Source organism: Massilioclostridium coli, assembly GCF_900095865.1.
Lineage (GTDB): Bacteria > Bacillota > Clostridia > Oscillospirales > Ruminococcaceae > Massilioclostridium > Massilioclostridium facile.
In genome coordinates, this window is sequence record NZ_FMIZ01000007.1 from 1,583,167 (window position 1) to 1,603,781 (window position 20,615).

The following is a 20,615-nucleotide window of genomic DNA, read 5'->3' on the forward strand; positions in this document are numbered from 1 at the left end:
AGCATATTTTCAGGATAAAAATCAATAATAGAGAAAAAAAGAAAAATTCAAATTATTTTTCAAAAACACATTGACAAAACTTTAACAATCAGGTATAATGTAGTCAAGAAATCGTTAAAACTTTAACAAACTTAGTTGGTATATCACTGTGATGAATAGGAGGTTCCCTATATGGCTACAAACAAAACAGTAACTATTGAAAAACAACCCTTAGATACATCCGCAATGATTGACAATCTGGTATCCAAGGCAAAAAACGCTTTAGAGGAGTTTATGTCCCTCAATCAACAACAAGTGGACCATATTGTCCACCAAATGGCTTTGGCTGGTTTGGATAACCATATGAAACTAGCTAAAATGGCTGTGGAAGAAACCAAACGAGGTGTTTGTGAAGATAAAATTATTAAAAACATGTTTGCTACCGAATACATCTGGCATAGTATTAAAGATGAAAAAACTGTTGGTATTATCAACGACAATGAACTGGAAGGCTATATGGAGGTTGCGGAACCAATCGGCGTTATTGCCGGAGTAACACCGGTAACGAACCCAACCTCTACCACAATGTTCAAGGCGTTAATTGCCATCAAGTCCCGTAACCCAATTATTTTTGGGTTCCATCCATCTGCTCAAAACTGTTCCGCCGAATCCGCACGCATTTTGAGAGATGCTGCAATCCAGGCAGGCGCCCCTGAAAACTGTATCCAATGGATCGACACCCCTTCCATTGAGGCAACTGGCTTACTAATGAACCATCCTGGGGTAAACATGATTTTGGCAACAGGGGGACCCGGTATGGTAAAAGCAGCCTATAGTGCCGGAAAACCAGCATTGGGAGTTGGTTCTGGTAATGTTCCAGCTTATATCAATAAAACCTGTGATGTTCCAGCTGCCGCCAACGATATCATGCTTTCTAAGACCTTTGATAATGGTATGATCTGTGCATCCGAACAGGCAGTGATCATAGACAAAGAAATTTCCGATGAATTCCGTAAAATTTTACAAGACAACAACTGCTATTTTGTAAAAGGAAAAGAATTAGAACAATTATCGGAATTCTGTTTCCCAAAAGAAAAAGGCTGTACATTAAATGGTACTATTGTAGGACAGTCCGCAGAATGGATCGCACAGCAGGCTGGATTCGAAGTACCAAAAGGAACAAAAATTCTAGTAGCTCCCATTGATGGCGTTGGAGAAGAATATCCACTTTCCAAAGAAAAGCTCTCCCCTGTCCTGGCTTATATCGAGGTAGACAGCGTAGAACAAGGGTTTGACCTCTCCAAACAGATGTTAATCCTAGGCGGTATGGGCCACTCCGCTTCCATCCACACCAAAGACAATGATATGGTTGCTGCTTTTGGTGAAAAAATGCAGGTAGGACGTATCCTGGTGAATTCCCCTTCCTCTCAAGGTGGTGTTGGTGATATCTACAATACCAATATGCCTTCTTTAACCTTAGGTTGTGGTTCTTTTGGACGGAATTCCACTACCCAAAATGTTTCCACCACCAACCTGATTAACATCAAGCGTGTTGCCAAAAGGAGAACAAATATGCAGTGGTTTAAAATCCCACCAAAAATTTATTTTGAGCATGATTCTATCCAATACCTGGAAAAAATGCCGGAAATCAGCCGTGCTTTCATTGTGACCGACCCAATGATGGTACAACTGGGGAATGTGGATAAAATTCTCCACTATTTGAGAAAACGGAAAAACTACTGCCATGCGGAAATTTTCTCCGATGTAGAGTCTGATCCATCCGTAGAAACCATTATGCGAGGTGTAGAAGCAATGAACCGCTTCCAGCCGGATGTGATTATCGCACTGGGTGGCGGTTCCGCAATGGACGCCGCAAAAGGCATGTGGCTGTTCTACGAACATCCTGACACTTCTTTTGATGGATTACGCTTGAAATTTATGGATATCCGGAAACGTGCGTTCCACTTCCCTAATCTGGGACAAAAAGCAAAAATGGTGGCGATTCCAACCACATCTGGAACCGGTTCCGAGGTAACTTCGTTCTCTGTAATTACCGATAAAAACAACAATATCAAATATCCTTTGGCGGATTACGAGTTGACCCCAGATGTGGCGATTATTGATCCACAGTTTGTGCAGACTTTACCAAAAGGTTTGATTGCCGACACCGGCATGGATGTTTTAACACATGCAATCGAAGCTTATGTATCCGTATTGGCTTCTGACTTTACCGATGGTTTGGCTTTACAGGCAATCAAATTGGTTTTCCAAAACCTGAAAAAATCCTATGAAGGAGATCCAATTGCACGGGAAAAAATGCACAATGCTTCCTGCATTGCGGGGATGGCATTTACCAACGCGTTCCTAGGATTGAACCACTCCATGGCGCACAAATTAGGTGGGGAATACCATATTCCACATGGCCGGGCAAACGCTATCCTGTTACCATGGGTAATTGAATACAATGCGCAAAAGCCAACCAAATTTGCGACCTGGCCAAAATATTCCGAATTTATTGCGGATCAACGGTATGCGGAAATCGCCCAAACCTTGGGCTTGCCAGCTGCTACTCCACAAGAAGGAGTGCACAGCCTGGTACAGGCAATCCGTCAACTCAATGCGGACTTGAACATCACCCCAACGATTCAAGGCTGCAATGTAGACGAAACCCTCTTTATGGCACACCTGGATGACCTCTCTGAAAAGGCACATGAGGACCAGTGCACCACCGCAAATCCACGTTACCCATTGATTTCGGAAATCAAAGACCTCTACCGTAGAGCATATTACGGAAAAGAAAAAGAATAGAAATTTTCCTTGTCCCTGTATCCGGCCCCAACGGTACAGGGACATTTTGTATCTATCATCAAAACCACCAATAAACTAGTGGTTTGCTTAGACATGGAACGCACTGGTTTATCCGTTACAGCGCAAGCGATGCAATAATATTGTTCATTCTCCTTCTAGGAGCCTAACTAGCCACACCTAATTCTAGATTTTCCCCCAAACTTCCAAAACCCTTGGTTAGATTCCTGACAAACTCTATTTCTTATTGGACTAGCAATATTTTATTGTAATTGTTAGCCAAGACCGCTTACCTACCTCTAATAGAACCAAAACTTTTATGACGTTTAAGCCACAATAAATTTTTTGTATCAACAAAGTATTATGCTACCAAAAAGTCTCCACTTTGTTCTGTTGCGGTATATCTAACTGTTACATTTATATCAGATATCTAAATTGCTTGTGTATTTTTAGTTACTTGAAGAACTACCAATTTTATAATATAACATGTTGCATAGATTGTTATACAAACCTCTTTTTTTACAATATTTCCAAAAACATATATCCATTTTTCCAACAAAATTCATGTGATTATCCATCTTCATCTTTTAAAACTTTCTGATTTTCTATTGAACTGAAACAATTCGTATATTATAATATAAAGATAACTTTATGAAAATAAAATGAATAACAATAAATTTGAGATTAGAAAGGGGCTATCCATGTTTCAACTATTAAAAAAGCAAGGAGAAGCGCGCCGGGGGACATTTACTACAGTACATGGTACTGTACAAACTCCCGCTTTTATGAATGTGGGAACAGCAGCTGCAATTAAAGGCGGTATTTCCTCCTATGACTTGGTAGATTTAAAATGCCAAGTAGAACTATGTAACACCTATCATTTACATATTCGCCCAGGAGACAAATTAATTAAAGAATTAGGTGGATTGCATCATTTTATGGGATGGAACGGACCAATTTTAACCGATAGCGGTGGATTTCAGGTATTTTCCCTTGCTTCTTTGCGGAAAATACAGGAAGAAGGGGTTTATTTCAGTTCCCATGTAGATGGAAAACGAATCTTTATGGGTCCAGAAGAAAGTATGCAAATCCAATCTAATCTGGGTTCCACCATCGCGATGGCATTTGATGAATGTATCGAGAACCCTTCCCCATATGAATACACCAAACATTCCTGTGACCGTACCGTCCGTTGGCTGCATCGATGCAAGGCGGAAATGGAACGGTTAAATTCTTTGCCAGATACCATTAATCCAAACCAGATGTTATTTGGTATCAACCAAGGCTGTATTTATGAGGACTTACGAGTACAGCATATGAAAGAGATTGTGGAATTGGATTTGGATGGTTACGCTATTGGTGGCTTGGCAGTTGGAGAAACCAAAGAGGAGATGTACCATATTATTAGTACTGTTACCCCATATATGCCATTGGAAAAACCTCGCTATTTAATGGGAGTAGGTAAACCAACCAATATTATCGAAGCGGTATCCCGTGGTGTGGATTTATTTGATTGTGTTATGCCAAGCCGAAATGCCCGCCATGGCCATCTGAATACTTGGAATGGCGTCATCAATTTAAACAATGCCAAATATGAAAAGGATGACACCCCAATTGATGAACACTGTGATTGTCCAACCTGCCGCCATTTTTCCAAAGCATATCTACGTCATCTGTTTAAGTCAAAAGAGATGTTATCCAACCGCTTAGCTGTTATGCACAATTTGTATTTTTATAATACATTAATGGAAAAGATTAGGGAAGCGATTGATACCGATACATTTGATACATTTAAAGAAAAATATGTTCCGATTTTAGATCGACGTATATAAATTTTTCCCCTTTCATAAATATGATGGTAGAATAAAATTCTGTAATAGTTTGGGGGTGCGCTGGTATTACCAGCACAACATGGGGTATTTTGAAATTATTTTAATTGGAATCGGATTGTCTATGGATGCGGTAGCAGTATCCATGACAAATGGAATGTGTTTAAAACAGATGCATGTCAAACATGCTTTTGTAACAGCTCTTGCTTTTGGACTATTCCAAGGCATTATGCCTTTAATTGGCTATTTTGCCGGTTCTGTATTTGCCGAAAAAGTGAATGCGATTGACCACTGGCTGGCTCTGATCCTACTTGGATTCATCGGTGGCAAAATGGTGTATGAGGCGGTAAAATCGGATGAAGATCACACAGTCTGTAAGGTATTAACCTTCCGGCTATTATTGGTGCAAGCAATCGCTACTAGTATTGACGCATTGGCAGTAGGAGTTAGTTTTGCAGCTTTAACAGTAAATATTATCAGTTCGGTTTGCATTATTGCTGCTACAACCTTTATTTTAAGTTTTATTGCCGTTTATATCGGTAAAAAGTTTGGAGATTTGTTAAAGCAAAAAGCTGAAATTGTAGGAGGCATTATCTTAATTCTAATCGGACTTAAAATTTTTGTAGAGCATATGTTTGGCATATAATGATAAGTCTAGTATTGGGAATACCTTTTGTAACTACTATTCTATTTCTCTAGTCAAACTAGAAATGCTGTCAAGCAAACTCTTTCTATTTTGTAATCTACCGCTTTTACCAAAAATCATCTACCTTACTGATAAGGATGAAAAGTTTAGGTGGAACAAAATAGTCTACTAATAAAGATAGGTAATAAAAATTATCTTTATTTTTTACATGATAGGCAAAGTTGCAACAAATATGAACAAAGCTTTATTTGAACTATATTCGTTATAGCGGATAAAATGATGGTCTCATTTTATTTTTTGGAGTGAGCCAATAAAACTAATTTGATTTTGTCCATCCAATATCCTATCAAAAAAATAGTTGAACAATATCCAGTATTTATAGTATAATAGAAAAAAACGGCGGAAGGATGATAAAAATGTTGACACCTGCAAAAAAAGAGTTTATAGAATTTATGATGAGCGCTGATGTTTTGCGTTTTGGTAATTTTGTGACCAAGAGCGGAAGAAATACCCCCTATTTTGTGAATACAGGAAACTACAAAACTGGCGCACAGATTGCGACTTTAGGTAAATTTTATGCCACTTTGGTAAAAGAAACCTGCGGTGACCAGTTTGAAGCGATGTTTGGCCCAGCCTATAAAGGCATTCCATTGGCAACAGCTACAGCTGCATCATTGGCAAGGGATTATCAAATTGATAAACCATATTTCTTTAACCGAAAAGAGGTAAAAGACCATGGAGAAGGTGGCAGCATTGTTGGGTATAAACCTAAAGATGGTGACCGCATCATTATCATTGAAGATGTAATTACAGCAGGCACCGCAATCCGTGAAACTATGCCAATTTTAAAAGGGTGTGCAGATGTTACTGTAAATGATATGTTCATCTCGGTAAATCGCTGTGAAGTTGGACAAAATCCTGGTAAAACAGCGGTAATGGAGGTTATGGAAGAGTTCGGCATTCAAGTACATTCTATTGTAACAGTAAAAGATATCCATGATTATCTGGTTGAACAAGGGACAGATGCTGATATCCTCACCCATATGGAACAATATATGGAACAGTATTGTGTATTCTAAGAAAGAAGTATATAAACAAAAAACCTGTGAGAAATCCACAGGTTTTTTTATTTTTTGCAACTAAAACAGATAAATGATTCATTCAAGCTTTTATTTATTGTTTTTTATCCATTTTTACTCTGATATAACCGTCACAAAAAACCTGCACATAAACCAGGTTTGAAAAAACCTAAAATTCGTCATTTTAAGTTTGCAAGAATTTTATTTTGATCTTGCATTTTTTGAAATATATAGTATAATAATAAGGTAAACTATCATTTTTTGAAAGGTGGAGCATCATGGCTTCTTATGCAAGTTTGACAAAAGAACAATTAGCTACAGAAAAAGCAAATTTACAAAAACAATATAACGCTTTTAAAGAGTTAGGTGTAAAATTAGATATGTCCCGCGGAAAACCTAGCGTAGAACAAATTGCGCTTTCTATGGAGATGTTACGATGCTTAACACCAGAAGAAATTTTAAAAGCAGGTAACTATGGTATTTTAGATGGAATCCCTGCCGCAAAAAAATTCTTTGCGAACCTATTAGAAGTACAGCCAGAAAATATTATTGTTGGTGGAAACTCCAGTTTACAATTGATGTATGATACAATTGCTCGGGCAATGCAATTTGGCATTATGGGTAATCAGCCATGGTCCAAACAGGAAAAAGTAAAATTCCTATGTCCAGTGCCAGGGTATGACCGCCACTTTGCTATTACAGAGTTGATGAATATTGAAATGGTCAATATTCCTATGGACGAAAATGGCCCGGATATGGATCAAATAGAAAAACTAGTTAATACAGATGCTAGTGTAAAAGGAATTTGGTGTGTTCCTAAATATTCAAATCCTACTGGTATTACTTATTCCGATGATGTGGTACGCCGTTTTGCTGCGTTAAAGCCAGCGGCACCTGATTTCCGTATTTTCTGGGATAATGCCTATGTGGTTCACCATTTAAGTGATGAACATGACGAACTGTTAAATATCTTTGAGGAATGTAAAAAATATAACAATCAGGATATGGTTTATGAATTTTGTTCTACTTCAAAAATTACATTTCCAGGTGCAGGAGTAGCGGCAATGGCTGCAAGTGAGTCCAATATCAAATGGATTTTAAAATTAATGACAGTACAAACAATTGGATATGATAAATTAAATCAAATCCGTCATTGCAAATATTTAAAGAGCCAAGAATTTTTAACAGAACACATGAAAAAACACGCTGCTTCCATTAAACCAAAATTTGATATTGTTTTGGACTATTTGGATCGCGAGATCGCTCCATTGGAGATTGCACGCTGGACCAAACCAAAGGGTGGCTATTTTGTTTCCTTTAATACAATGAATGGTTGTGCAAAACGTGTGGGCGAGTTATGTAAACAAGCCGGCGTTACCTTAACAGGTGTTGGAGCAACTTTTCCATATGGAATTGACGTAAACGATTCCAATATTCGTATTGCGCCAACTTTCCCACCAGTAGAAGAACTGGAACAAGCGATGCAGTTATTCTGTATCTGCGTAAAATTGGCAAGTGTAGAAAAATTAATGGAAGAATAATTTTCCATTGTAAAGCATAACATCATAATAATTCCCTCTATGTTAATCCAAATACATAGAGGATTTTTATTATATTGCTTTTGCACAGAATATAATGGTACAGTTAGAAATATCGACAAAATATTCAAAAAAACAACAGGAGTTGTGATTTTGAATTGAAAAATATAGGGAAATATGATATGATATTATTGATAAATGAAGAAGGAGGAGTATGGTATGGAGGAAACCAAAAATCCAATATGCCCTATATGCCAAAAAGAAATTGGGGAGCAGGAAACCATAATTTGCCCAGGATGTGGTACCGTTTACCATAAAGAGTGTTGGGAAACCAGCCATGGATGCTGTATTGAAACATGTTCAGAATATCGAAAAAAACAGGAAACCACTGAACAATCAGTAGAAGCATCTGTTGAAACAGAACCAGTAGAACAGGAATTGCCAACGGAGCAAACAGATTTAAAAGAACAGATAGAAATGGTTCCACCAAGTTTCTGTCAAAATTGTGGTTCTCCAATCCAAGAGAACGAAAATTTTTGCTCCCTATGTGGGCATCCAGTGCAACCAATTTCAAACCAATCTAACCCAAATGCTGGAATACCTGTAGATGGTCAACCACAGCCTGATATGATACCAACAGACCCTAATTTTATCCCACCAGGAGTTCCCCCAATGGGAATGACACCGCAAAAGAAAAGCAAAAAGAAACTAGTTATTATCCTTTCTATCGTGTTAGCTATCCTCTTAATTGCTGGTGGAATTGCCGGATATTTTATTTATAGTTCTATCCAAGCAGAAAAAGAAAAACAGGAGGCAATCGCTCAATACAAAGAGGACGCTTATAGTTATTACAGCGCTATTGTAACAAACGCATACCAAGTTGGAATGTTAGGTTCAGATTATGTGGATTATTGGGATGCTTATATTGATGGTAAAACATATTATGAAGGGCACACAATTTATGACCCAGACAGTGCAATAGCAGCCGCAAGGGAAGATAATGCAGATGAGATCTCTGCTATTGAATCCACCGATGGTATTATTGACGACTTATATGATAATTTAACTGGGGAACTTCCAGATCCAGAAGATGAGGAACTTCAAAAAATCCAACAGGTAGTAGAAGAAGCACAAACTTCTTATGATGAATTGTACAATACGGTTATCTATATTTCTGGAAGCTATATCACTTATATTTCTGATTTAAATCAGGATTTAAAAGATTTAAATAGTGTTGTAGAAGATATGAAATCCGTTATTCCAAATCCAAATGATACCTCTTCTAAAGAGGCATAAAAGTATATCAAATATGATCTTTCCAGTTTCTAAATGTGAAAGGAAACCAGATTTGATATCAAAATAGTTGTGAACAATAAATATCCCCCGGCATAGCCGGGGGTTTTACAGATGCGCCTGTAAGGCTCTGTTACTAGCAGCGCCCCCAGGCGCTTTTTACGTCCTCACACCTGCGAATGGATTGTTACTTGCTACCCGTAAACGGGTCCATGTATTCTTTCAATGTTAGTTGGTCATGTAATTGGCCTTCTTTCAGCTGATTTTGTATATACTCTGCTATCTTTTTCTTATTCTTCCCTACTGTATCTACATAGTATCCCCTGCACCAAAAGCTTCGGTTTTTTCCTTTCAAATATCCCATGAATCCTGATACACTTTCTTTTGGTGGTATTCCTACCAGCATGTGTATGTGATTTGGGCACACTTCCGCCTCTATTATCGTTATCCCTTTCCATTCGCACAATTCCCTTAATATTTTCCCCACTTCTACTCTGTGCTCTCCATAGAAAATTTGCCTTCTGTATTTTGGCGCAAAGACTATGTGATATTTGCAATTCCATGTTGTGTGTGCTAAACTTTTATTGTCATTCATCTCGAATGCCCTCCTTTTGGTTTTTTGTGCAGTTGTCAGGCCGCACTTATATTTTACCAAAAGGAGTTTTTTTTTGCATACTCACCGCTAAAGCTTTTGGGAACCCCTGACACAGTCGGGGGTTTTATTTCCTAAAATAGCCCCTAACCTGGTTTATTATCAGGTTAGGGGCTATTATGGAAAAGAAAGAGAATAGAAGAGATAAAATTTAAATACTATCTGAATTATCTTTTTTTACATAATAACAGTGTTGTGGCTCCTGCTATTGTAAGTACTACAATTCCAAAAATTGGAACACAATCACCTGTTTTTGCTGCATCTGCTTTTGGCATCGTAGATTCTTGTCCCATTTGGATACCATTGTTATCAGCAGATGACGTTTTATCTTCGATTTCTTCTATTGAAGTCAAACCTTCTATTGCGGTTTGTAGATTTGCTACTGCTATATCTACTTCTTCTTGGCTTGCGTTTTCATTTGCCATTACTTCATTCGCTTCCGCTATTGCTGTTTGTAATACTGCATAGCTTTCTTCTGTGTATATATTCGCATCAATATTGTTTGCTTCTGCAAGTACTTCTTCCAGGATGGATTTATCTGCTTTGTATCTCAGATTCAACATTGCTTTTAACAGGTTGTCCGCTGCTTCATTTACTTCTGCCTGCATAGCGTCTCCATCTTCATATACTGCCTGTGCCGCTTCTAATGCTGCAGTGAATTCCGCTTTGCCTGTTTCTACATAACGGTCAAGTTCCGCGTTGATTCCGTTTGCTGCTTCGATTAAGGATGCCAATGTTGTTTTATCCCCTGCTACAAAGCCTAGTTTGTGAATTTCGTTCAACAGGGTTTTCCATGCTTGGTTAATTGTTTCCTGACTTGCGTTATGATCTGCTGCTACTGTTTTTGCTTCTTCCAACGCTTTATCAAAGGACTTTTGTACCGATTCGATGGCATTGTCATATTCTCCACTTGCTTTTGCGTTTTCCGCATAGGTAATTACAGCATCCAAAATATCTTTATTTGTTTGGGATGCAGTAAAACTATAAGTTCCTGCACCGGAAACTTCAAACACAGCGTAATTTTTTTGATGTACTTGTTGTATTCCCTTGTATTCACCCCTGCTCGCTACTACTTGCTGACCTAATTCTATTGGAACCCAAATTTCAGCGTTGTTTCCAGGAGAAACCACAGTCATATTTAATCCATTTGCTGTTTTATGGATGGTTACATCAATATTGCCGATTTCGGACGGTACACGGGTATTGATGGATTCAAAGTTACCCATTTGAGGAACCACATGCCAGGTGGAATAGCCTGCTCCAGTTGGTTCTACACCTGCTGCATAACGGGACATAGCAATCATACTACCGCCGGACCAGCCATGGTTTTTGGTGCCACCAGCTCTATCCCACTTTTCCCATAAAGTACTATCAGTAGAAACATTGACCATTTCTATCATACGTTTTTCCATGCGATTCATAGCATCAGTGTCGTATCCCATCAAATACAATGCTTGAATCACGTATTTCTCCATATAAATGCTGGCATTTTCATAAGCTGGTGTTGTTTCTGTCCCCATAAATAGATTCCGTATTGCGTTATAACGGTTTTCTGGTACTAGGCCAAATACAATTGCCAGCGCATTGACACGTTCATCTACTAGATGGGTACTGTTTTCTAATTCTTTAGGATTATACCAGTCAGTAGTATTCCAATTAGTTGCATATGCCTGTAATTCTTCATTCCAGAATTTTTCAAAGTTCTGTTCAATACTAACTAAACGTTCATCCATCCATAATTTTTGTTCCTCAGTTGCTGGAACTCCTTCCAGGTCTGCCATTTTACGGACACTACTAGCAGAAATATACCACCACATAGTAGTGGCAATCCTGCTATCCTGGTTATCTCCCCAGTCGCTCCATCCTGTTAAACGGTTGTAAATCATTGTATTTGGATCCCTTGGCTTTACAGTTCCAATATAATTACCCTGGGATTCCATATCATAATTCGTCAAATAGTTATATAGTGCCTGATAACAATCCACCAACACATCCTGGTCTCCGGTATATTGGTAATATGTCCATGCCGCATGGGCGGTACCTAATGATTGGATGTCAATTTCCTGTTCATGGACACCAGGGCGGACATTACTCATGACATAATAAGTCCTACCATTGTATTCGTGTTCAAACTGAAAATCACAAATATTACGGATCGCTTTTTCACTCAAACTATTAACGGAGGGACCTAAAGAATAAAATGCTTCTTCAATTTCGTTGATTGCATCCCCGATGTACTGTCCTCTCTCCCGATCTGGGCAATCCATGTAAGTATCCCGGATCGTAACGTATAGTGTTCTGGCCGCTTTTTTCCACAATTCATCATAAAAATTGTTCTCTGTACATACTTGGTTTTCTGTCCAAGTATGTCCGCCAGTAAATTCTGTAACAGAAGGATCGTTTTCCTCGACAGAGCTGTCAAAATATCCGACAAAATCTGTAGTTTCCCCTGATGGAACATTATAACCGGTTTCGCGGAACCCAAACTCTTTTATCGTAACACCATCTGGAAGCTCTATATATAAATAATCCCCGTTAATCCAGTTTTTTGCTTCATACTCCTGTGTGCCTGCTTTGGTAATATAAGTAATTCTCTCTTTGGATTGATCATAAGTATCGCTGTATATTTTAATCTGTTTACCTGCTTCTGTTCCTTCATCCAAAATAATGTATGGAACCATCTGTGCATTGTATGGAAGTCTTGCTTCATATTTTTGCCCATCATAACTGTAATAACTGTAAAACACCATTGTGGTAATTTCTAAACCATTGTTGATTTTTGCTGCTGGGAAAAATTCTGCATCCGATTCTTCACTGAAATCAGTTTGGTATACAATCCCAGTGGTGTCGCTAATCGTAAGCTGTTTCACTGTAACACAACTTCTTGCGTATCCCAATACTAAATATCCTTGATATCCAAAAGACATTTGATTGGAAGCAAGGTTTGCATCAATGGTTGCTACTGTTGTACCATTTAAAGATAATGTAGCCTGTTCCTCATTAGCAACATCTAATTTTAATTGGATAAGCTCTTTGTAGTTTTCTGGAGTAATCACATCTGAGATATCTACCGTTTGTACCGGTACGCCACTATGGGATATACTTAAATTGGCAGTATCTCCTCCATTTAAATAGTCCAAACAGTCAATTGTTGCCTCATAATAGTCCAAATCAGATTTTGCTCCAAATACAAAAGTAGCATTCGCTGCTTTTCCGTATGGCGTATTGTATGTGGTTAACTGTAAATCGGATTGGATCGAATAGGTATCCGATTGAACGCCAAGGTCGGAAATTGGTTTTACATTGGTTTGTGCAGCAAAACCATCCACTGGAGTTAGTTCCAATTCAGTTCTTCCATAATCTTTCCATTGTGGAATAGGCCGTTCTATTAGGTCATTCCAGGGTCCATCCCCTGCGTATCCAGGATCATTTTTATCTTCCCCAACTATTGTAGCACGGTTCCAACCATTTTCTTCAGATGGAATATAATCCGAAGCAGTCCAATCTATCGCTAAAGCTCCATCATAGATAGTACTAGATTCTGGAATATAATTTGCTGTCGCTTGTGCATCGTGGAGATTAGCGGGGTTTTTCATACTCCACCATTGTCCATCCCCGGTTTCTACTAACTTCCCAGTATTAGCATCAGTCAAATTGGAAGATACCAATAGCCCTCCGCTTCCGCTATCTAAAATGTGACCGGAATCATGACCCCAATACCAGGTTTCAATGGCAATAGTATTTTTTCCGGTTACTAGATAATCCGTAATATCCACTGTATCGTAATAAGTATCATCCGGATTTGGGCCGCGTTTAACACCACCCTCCCAAACGACTTCTTTTCCATTGACATACAGCCAATATTTTGAGTCCACTGCTATGTTCAATTCTGCCTGTTCTGGTATGGAATCCAACGTAAAATCACGACGGAAATCCATCCACACATCCTGTGCGGAAGCAAGCCCATTTTCATCTAAGTCCTCACTGCTCCATATCCAATGGGCATCTCCCCAATTGGTTGGAGTTTGTAGTTGATCCGCTTGTGCTGGAATGACCATCAGACTGGTTGTTACAACTGCTGCTGCCAATAGTCCAGATAACAGCTGACGGAATCGTTTGTTTTTCTTCATCTGTTTTTCCTCCTATCAGATTTGATAATTCTATTTTACAGAAGAATATCAAAAAGAAAAATCCATAGAACTGCAAACCTATCTGAAAAAAGTTTGAAAAAATGCAAACTGTTGACGAGCGGAAAAACAACCTTTATAATAAAAGTAACCGAGAAAAAGGCTGTGAAATGTACGATGGAAAAAGATAATCTAATCAAACAACTCAAAGGGATTGTAAAGCATGAACTAAATACTCAGGAGCAATTGCGCAACCGTTTAAAAAAACATCAATTACAACATCCTGTTCAACAATGGGATGGCCACGAGATAACCATTTACCAAACAGAAAATTTTTTTGAACCTGGGCAGGACATTGCAATTATTTTTGATAGTAAATATACGAAACCTTTGTTAGAAGATTTTTCTGTAAATGCTGAAATTCCCCTAATCGCTATCCCTGATTTTCCAGTTACTCCTCCCTACCATACCCACGAATTTTTTGAATTTTTTTATGTGTACCAGGGGAAATGTTACTCTACAATCGAAGGACAATATCGGGAATTTCAGCAGGGGGATATCTGCTTGTATAGCCTGCAATCCGTACACAATATTATCAAACCAGAAGAAACCGATATTATCTTTAATATCCTGATCCGCCCTTCTTTATTAAAAGAAACTTTTTTAACCATGTTGGCGGATAATAACCCTATTACCCACTTTTTTGTGGATTCTTTGCAGGATAAAGAGTTGGAAAATCCATATATGCTGTCCCATTGTGAACCAGGAAGTAGTATCGAATTTTATCTACAAAAAATGATTGTAGAATATTTTAGCAATAAATCTAATGAAGGGACACAAAAATATCTAAAAATCTTATTGTTAGGATTTTTAACCCAGCTTGCTGCTGAATATGGAAAGGAATTGAACCTGGAACAACTTGATTTAACCCAAATTCAGATTATGGAATATATTTCTAATCATTATGCAGATGGGACACTGGCAAAAATGGCAGAGTATTTTCACTATTCCCCTCGCAATATGATTTATTATCTTCACAAACATACCGGAAAAAAATTCTCCGAACTGCAAAAAGAAGCCCGTATTCAAGCAATGAAACGCTTACTTTCTACCACCAAAATGCCTGTCAGTAAGATTGCAGAGGAAGTAGGTTACAGCATAAAATTCGCATCCACTGTATTTAAACAGGAAATTGGCATGACGATGTCGCAATATCGAAAACAACACCAATAATAAACAGGAACTTGTCACATGGCAGGTTCCTGTTTTCTTATAAAGGCTATTGGTGGTTTTTCCGATACTGTGCTGGCGTACAATGGAAATATTTTTTAAAAATCCGTTCAAACGCAGTTCTTTGGGAATAGCCAACCAATTCCGGTAAGTCATTTAGTGAAATATCTGTTTTGGTTAAATAACGGCAGGCGTGGATTAGCCGATAGTTTTGTAAGGTTTCCCGAAAAGTTTTTCCTGTTTCCCTCTGGATAAAATTGCTGATAGTACGGGTGGAATAATGGAACTGTTCCGCTAATTCCTCCAAGGTAATGGTTTGATAGTGCTCGTTGATATAGGAAAGCAAGGAAGTAATCGGTAAGTTATTCCGGTGCATTGGCACATGGGATAACCGGTTGGTATAGCTACGTGCTAAATCAGACAATAAACAAACCAAATAAGCGGATAATATATTTTGGCAAAACATATCATTTTTCTGATACTCATATAGCATTTGTATAACAATACTGGGGGCGATCGTTGTCTGTTCCCTTTTAAAAACAACATGTTTCTGGTTGCTGTTTGGATTGTACAATGCATCCATAAAAAAGCCGGTAATTAAATCGTTATCATCTGCCATATTTAAAAAGGTTTGGTCAAATAAATTTTTTCGGATTAAAACATTGATGACCACATCCCCATCATCTGGCGTTTTCATGCAATGTATCGCTTTTGGGGAATACAGTCCAATATCTCCTTTCTGAAATTCCATTGGAACATCGTCAATTGTACTAATACATTTTCCAGAATACACATAAAACAGCTCAAAAAATTCATGGTTATGGAATATATTCTGACGTTTTATGGTATGGTAGAGAACGTCCCACTCTCGAATTTGATCGACTGAGATATGAATAACCTCATTTGACAAGAAATATTTATTTTCTGAAAAAGTAAAATAAGTATTTCTTAAACATTGTTCGGTTTCATGATAATCTTGTTTTTCTCTATTGTACTTAGGAGGAGAACCACACCATTCTTTATGCCGATGAACATATTGTTGAACTATTTTTTGTATTTCATCCATTACTTTCCCTTTCCTTATTTCTGAAAAAGATGAAAATAGTTTTCTGATTTGGAACTATCTTTCTGATTGTACTTATTGTATAATATATTCACAGACATGTCAATGGAAATCATTTATAAACTACAGGCAATCCTGATCAGGTAATTTTTTATGAATGTGAGGGAAAATAAATGAAGAATATGGTTAAAAAAGGGGTTGCTATCTGCTTAGCTGCTCTAATGGTAGGCTCTACTACTTCTGTATTTGCAGTAGATTCTTCCAATTCAACAACAGAAAATTCCTTTTTACAAGAATTTAAGGACCCATCCGGCGAAAATCGTCCAAAGACAAGGTGGTGGGTTCCAGGTTCCCATATGACAAAATCAGAAATTGAAATGGAAATCAAATCCATGTCTGAAGCTGGATTTAGCGGTGCTGAAGTTGTACCAGTTTCTATTGGAGGAGCTGAAGGAAGCTCTTCTATTGATTGGGGCACAGACCAATGGAATGAAATGATTAAACATATGCTCCAAGTAGCTGGAAAATATAATTTTACCATTGATTTTACCATGACTCCGGCATGGCCTTTGGCTCTACCCACTATCAAAGATTTAGACGACCCAAACTCAGGAGCGCAAATGGAAGTGGACGCTAATCATGTGGATGGTATCACCAAAAATAATCCATACAACGGAAAAGTCCCTGTAGCTACAGAACTAGACACTGGAACTCCTGTTCTACTGGCTGTTACCGTAGCAAAATATGTGGATAAGGAAAATAATATTTTAGATTATGATTCCGCTCAAACATTAAATATGGAAACCCAGGTTGTTCAAAACAGCGATGACCCAACCGACTATACAGTAAACTTTACTCCAGAAGATGATGGGGAATATGTATTATTTGGCTGGTGGCAACATCCTTCTGGAAATAAAACATACGATAATTATCAGGTAGACCACTTTGGAAAAGCAGGTTCCCAGGCAATTATTGATTACTGGGAAAATAACCTCCTTCCATACTACGGAGAGGATTTTAAAAACACCTCTGCCTTGTTTATTGATTCTTTGGAATTTAGAACCCATCTCGATTGGACTTTAGGTTTTCTAGATGATTTTAAAGCGTATAAAAACTACGATCTTACCGCTTATTTGCCAGCAATTTATGATACCGATTCTCGTGCGGACTATACTGGAGAACCAAAACCAGACTTCCAATTTAATAAAAATAGTGATGCCCTACAAAATGATTATAAAGATACATTAACCCAGTTGTATATCGAAAACCATCTAAAACCATTATCCGAATTCTGTGAAAAACACGGGGTAGACCTCCGTTACCAGACTTCTTATGGAAAAACTTTGGAATTAGCACAAACAGCAATATATGTGGATATTCCAGAGACAGAAACTCTGTATGGAAGAGACTTCTTTGATTTTTACCGTTTGCAGTCTGGAACTGTCCATATGACAGATAAAAAGCTCTATTCAATTGAAGCATCCGCTGAATACGATATGAATCTTGGTTCTTGGATATTGCATAGAGGAAATGGCGAAGAAGGGGCTGGCAACTATCAGCAAACCTGGGATGACCAAATATGGCATGTTCAACGGGCATTTGCAGGTGGGGTCAACCAGATTGTATTCCATGGATATTCCTATAACGGACAATACGATGGAGAAGGTAATGAAAATGGTTATGTAGCGGGAACTCAATGGCCTGGGTTTGAAGGTATGGGAGCTCCTAATTCTTTCTCAAACAGTTGGGGAGATCGCTTACCTAGCTGGAAACATGCACAAAACTATATTGATTACATTGCTCGTAATCAATATATCTTGCGCCAAGGCGAATCAAAAGTGGATTTAGCAATTTACAACCATTCTTTCTATACCCTAGGAGAAAGTTCTACTACCGATAATTTTGATAGAATTAGAGTATATCAAGATGACGAATTGTTAACTCAAAACGGCTATACCTATGATTTTGTTAGCCCATCTGCCTTATCCCTGGAAAATGCTGTTGTTTCCAATGGACGTTTGGATGCATCTGGCCCTGCTTATAAAGCTATCATTTTAAATCAGCAGGAAACTTTAACTGTAGATGCTGCCAACCAGTTGTTAAACTATGCAAAACAGGGCTTCCCTATCATTATTGTTGGAGATGCCCCTTCTCAGGATGCTTTCTGTGAAAATGCCGATATTGCTGGTATTGTATCCGAAATTATGGCTTGTGACTCTGTTGTCCAAGTATCCGACACTGCTTCTGTCCCACAGGCATTGGAACAGTTAGGCGTTACACCAGATGTTTCTTACAGCCAACAGGATTATGTAATCAATGTCCATCGCCAAACAGATTCTACTGATTTCTATTACCTTTATAATTATGGCAATGCGGATAACTATCCAACTGCAAAAGAGATTCAGCCTGTTACAACTGAAGTAACCTTACAAGGTTCTGGAATACCATATTTCCTCAATACCTGGACTGGTGAAGTTACCCCTGTAAGCCAATATACCCGCAATGGTAATAGTGTTACCATCCCTGTTACGATCGCTGGAAACGATTCCATTATGGTTGCATTGACCAATGAAGATTGGGGTCAGGAACATTCTACCTATGTAACTAAATCAAACCTGGATACAGAATTTGACGGACAAACTATACTGGCAAAATCATATGAAGCTGGTACAGAAACAGTTACCTTAAGTAATAACAAGAAGGTTTTAGTCGAGACAGAACAAGTTGCTGCCCCAATGGAACTTTCCAGCTGGAACCTGTCTGTAGAAAGCTGGAGTAAAGGGGATACCCCAACAGATACCAAGAAAACAACAATTGATGTTGGTACGGTAGACGGATTAAAACCATGGACAGAAATCTCTGGTTTAGAAAATGTATCTGGAATCGGAACCTATACAACCAGCTTTAACCTGGAACAAGGCTGGGAAGAAGGCACAGGAGCTATCATCAGTTTAGGGGATGTAGTGGATTCCTATCAAATTTATGTAAATGGAACACAGGTACCAGTAAGTCAGATTGACACTACTATTGATATTGGAAAATATCTAAAATTCGGAGAGAACACCATTACAGTAGAAGTTGCTTCCACTTTATTGAATGCAGTTTTAGTAGCAAATCCAACTGATACCAGAAAACCAGATGAATATGGAATGATGGGACCAGTTGTATTAACTCCATACCAGGTAACAGAAATTGAATTAGTGGACAAAGGGATTTTAAATTCTGTCATTGCTTATGCAGAAAATGCAAAAGCAAGTGGAGAATATGACAATGCTATTGAAAGCGTACAGAAATCCTTTGATAAAGCGTTGGAAGAAGCAAAAACAATAGCAGCAGATCATAATGCAAGCCAAGAAACAATTAACCAAGCATGGAAAACCCTGTTGAACGAAATTCACAAACTAGGCTTTGTAGCAGGGGATAAAACAACATTGGCATCCTTAATCGAAGCAGCAAACGGAATCAACGCGGAACTTGACCGTTATGTAGAAACAGGCAAAGCGGAATTCACTGCAGCATTAGAAGCGGCACAGGCAGTATACCAAGATGGAGACGCTATGCAGGCAGAAGTAAATGAAGCAGCGGACAACCTGTTAAACGCAATGTTGAACTTGAGATACAAAGCAGATAAGTCCATCCTGGAAGAAGTCCTTGCAGAAGCAAGCAAAGTGGATGCAAACGCATACACAGAAGAAAGCTATGCAACACTTCAAGCAGCAGTAGAAAAAGCGAATGAAGTAATGGCGGATGAAAACGCAAGCCAAGAAGAAGTAAATACAGCAGTAGCAAATGTACAGGCTGCCATGGATGGCTTAGTAGCAGTAGAAGGTGGAACAACAGAAACACCATCTACAAAACCAACAGAAGAAGGAGTACAGACAGGACAGGAAACGACGACAACCAAAGCGAATGCAGCAAAAACAGGAGACTTTGTCCCAATTGCAGGTATTGCAACAATAGCAATCGCTGGTATAACATTGATCCTTTCCAGAAAGAAAAAATAGTTTTATCTTCTCTTTTTAAGTCATGACCACCCCTAAGAGGGGTGGTCATGACTTTTGTAAGCAATGGTCTTGCATTTATTGTGGTGATCTTTTTAGTAGTACAAGCCCAAATCTTCGATGATTCATTTACTCATCGAAGATTTTTTATATCTATCTTTATATCCTGTTCATGCAAATCTATTTCAAAATACTTTACACTAGTAATGTTTGGATTCTTTTCTTTTATCTATTACTACAAGATATTTGATAGCATAAGCTCATTAACATAGGATGAATCAGATATCTATTGTTTCTATTTTACGTAACAAAAACAAAATTTTGTAAAGTATAAAAAAGAACTCTTACATTCAACAGTCATTTCTTTTTGAAT

11 protein-coding genes are annotated in these 20,615 nt (G+C 38.2%); 8 read left to right on the plus strand and 3 right to left on the minus strand.

Annotation, left to right across the window (positions count from 1 at the left end):
• Window positions 1–171: 171 nt before the first annotated feature.
• From adhE to BQ2683_RS12255, 6 genes are all read left to right on the plus strand, one after another.
• Window positions 172–2,787 carry a bifunctional acetaldehyde-CoA/alcohol dehydrogenase gene (adhE, locus tag BQ2683_RS12230; RefSeq protein ID WP_069989276.1) on the plus strand — a complete coding sequence of 872 codons (2,616 nt, stop codon included), beginning with the start codon at window positions 172–174 and terminating at the stop codon, window positions 2,785–2,787.
• A 698-nt stretch (window positions 2,788–3,485) separates the two neighbouring features.
• Complete coding sequence (gene tgt, locus BQ2683_RS12235; protein ID WP_069989277.1) at window positions 3,486–4,616, plus strand: tRNA guanosine(34) transglycosylase Tgt; 1,131 nt, start codon at window positions 3,486–3,488, stop codon at window positions 4,614–4,616.
• A gap of 79 nt (window positions 4,617–4,695) precedes the next feature.
• A complete protein-coding gene (locus tag BQ2683_RS12240; RefSeq protein WP_069989278.1) occupies window positions 4,696–5,259 on the plus strand; it encodes a manganese efflux pump MntP in 564 nt (187 codons plus the stop codon).
• Between the two features lie 416 nt (window positions 5,260–5,675).
• Window positions 5,676–6,338 carry an orotate phosphoribosyltransferase gene (gene pyrE, locus BQ2683_RS12245; protein WP_069989279.1) on the plus strand — a complete coding sequence of 221 codons (663 nt, stop codon included), beginning with the start codon at window positions 5,676–5,678 and terminating at the stop codon, window positions 6,336–6,338.
• A 278-nt stretch (window positions 6,339–6,616) separates the two neighbouring features.
• Complete coding sequence (locus BQ2683_RS12250; RefSeq protein WP_069989280.1) at window positions 6,617–7,879, plus strand: aspartate aminotransferase type Ic; 1,263 nt, start codon at window positions 6,617–6,619, stop codon at window positions 7,877–7,879.
• A gap of 216 nt (window positions 7,880–8,095) precedes the next feature.
• Window positions 8,096–9,172 carry a zinc-ribbon domain-containing protein gene (locus BQ2683_RS12255; protein ID WP_069989281.1) on the plus strand — a complete coding sequence of 359 codons (1,077 nt, stop codon included), beginning with the start codon at window positions 8,096–8,098 and terminating at the stop codon, window positions 9,170–9,172.
• A gap of 184 nt (window positions 9,173–9,356) precedes the next feature.
• Here the strand turns inward: BQ2683_RS12255 and tnpA are convergent, their stop codons facing one another.
• Both tnpA and BQ2683_RS12265 read right to left on the minus strand, forming a co-directional pair.
• A complete protein-coding gene (gene tnpA / locus BQ2683_RS12260) occupies window positions 9,357–9,764 on the minus strand; it encodes an IS200/IS605 family transposase (protein ID WP_069989284.1) in 408 nt (135 codons plus the stop codon).
• A gap of 224 nt (window positions 9,765–9,988) precedes the next feature.
• On the minus strand, window positions 9,989–13,951 hold the full coding sequence (locus BQ2683_RS12265) for an alpha-L-rhamnosidase-related protein (RefSeq protein WP_069989288.1): 3,963 nt from the start codon (window positions 13,949–13,951) through the stop codon (window positions 9,989–9,991).
• 174 nt (window positions 13,952–14,125) lie between these two features.
• Here BQ2683_RS12265 and BQ2683_RS12270 point away from each other — a divergent pair, with 174 nt between their 5' ends.
• Entirely contained in the window at window positions 14,126–15,181 is a 1,056-nt protein-coding gene (locus BQ2683_RS12270; RefSeq protein WP_069989290.1) for an AraC family transcriptional regulator, read from the plus strand.
• Between the two features lie 46 nt (window positions 15,182–15,227).
• Here the strand turns inward: BQ2683_RS12270 and BQ2683_RS12275 are convergent, their stop codons facing one another.
• Window positions 15,228–16,244 (minus strand): AraC family transcriptional regulator, encoded by a 1,017-nt coding sequence (locus tag BQ2683_RS12275; RefSeq protein ID WP_069989292.1) that lies wholly within the window; start codon window positions 16,242–16,244, stop codon window positions 15,228–15,230.
• Between the two features lie 170 nt (window positions 16,245–16,414).
• Here BQ2683_RS12275 and BQ2683_RS12280 point away from each other — a divergent pair, with 170 nt between their 5' ends.
• Window positions 16,415–20,245: a glycosyl hydrolase gene (locus BQ2683_RS12280; RefSeq protein WP_069989293.1), complete on the plus strand. Its 3,831-nt coding sequence runs from the start codon at window positions 16,415–16,417 to the stop codon at window positions 20,243–20,245.
• The last annotated feature ends 370 nt before the right edge of the window (window positions 20,246–20,615 follow it).

Bases quoted from the DNA above. Each gene is read 5' to 3' on its own strand.
- tnpA (WP_069989284.1), bottom strand. From the start codon at position 9,764: ATGAATGACAATAAAAGTTTAGCACACACAACATGGAATTGCAAATAT.
- BQ2683_RS12270 (WP_069989290.1), top strand. From the start codon at position 14,126: ATGGAAAAAGATAATCTAATCAAACAACTCAAAGGGATTGTAAAGCAT.
- BQ2683_RS12240 (WP_069989278.1), top strand. From the start codon at position 4,696: ATGGGGTATTTTGAAATTATTTTAATTGGAATCGGATTGTCTATGGAT.
- pyrE (WP_069989279.1), top strand. From the start codon at position 5,676: ATGTTGACACCTGCAAAAAAAGAGTTTATAGAATTTATGATGAGCGCT.
- BQ2683_RS12275 (WP_069989292.1), bottom strand. From the start codon at position 16,244: ATGGATGAAATACAAAAAATAGTTCAACAATATGTTCATCGGCATAAA.
- BQ2683_RS12265 (WP_069989288.1), bottom strand. From the start codon at position 13,951: ATGAAGAAAAACAAACGATTCCGTCAGCTGTTATCTGGACTATTGGCA.
- tgt (WP_069989277.1), top strand. From the start codon at position 3,486: ATGTTTCAACTATTAAAAAAGCAAGGAGAAGCGCGCCGGGGGACATTT.
- adhE (WP_069989276.1), top strand. From the start codon at position 172: ATGGCTACAAACAAAACAGTAACTATTGAAAAACAACCCTTAGATACA.
- BQ2683_RS12280 (WP_069989293.1), top strand. From the start codon at position 16,415: ATGAAGAATATGGTTAAAAAAGGGGTTGCTATCTGCTTAGCTGCTCTA.
- BQ2683_RS12255 (WP_069989281.1), top strand. From the start codon at position 8,096: ATGGAGGAAACCAAAAATCCAATATGCCCTATATGCCAAAAAGAAATT.
- BQ2683_RS12250 (WP_069989280.1), top strand. From the start codon at position 6,617: ATGGCTTCTTATGCAAGTTTGACAAAAGAACAATTAGCTACAGAAAAA.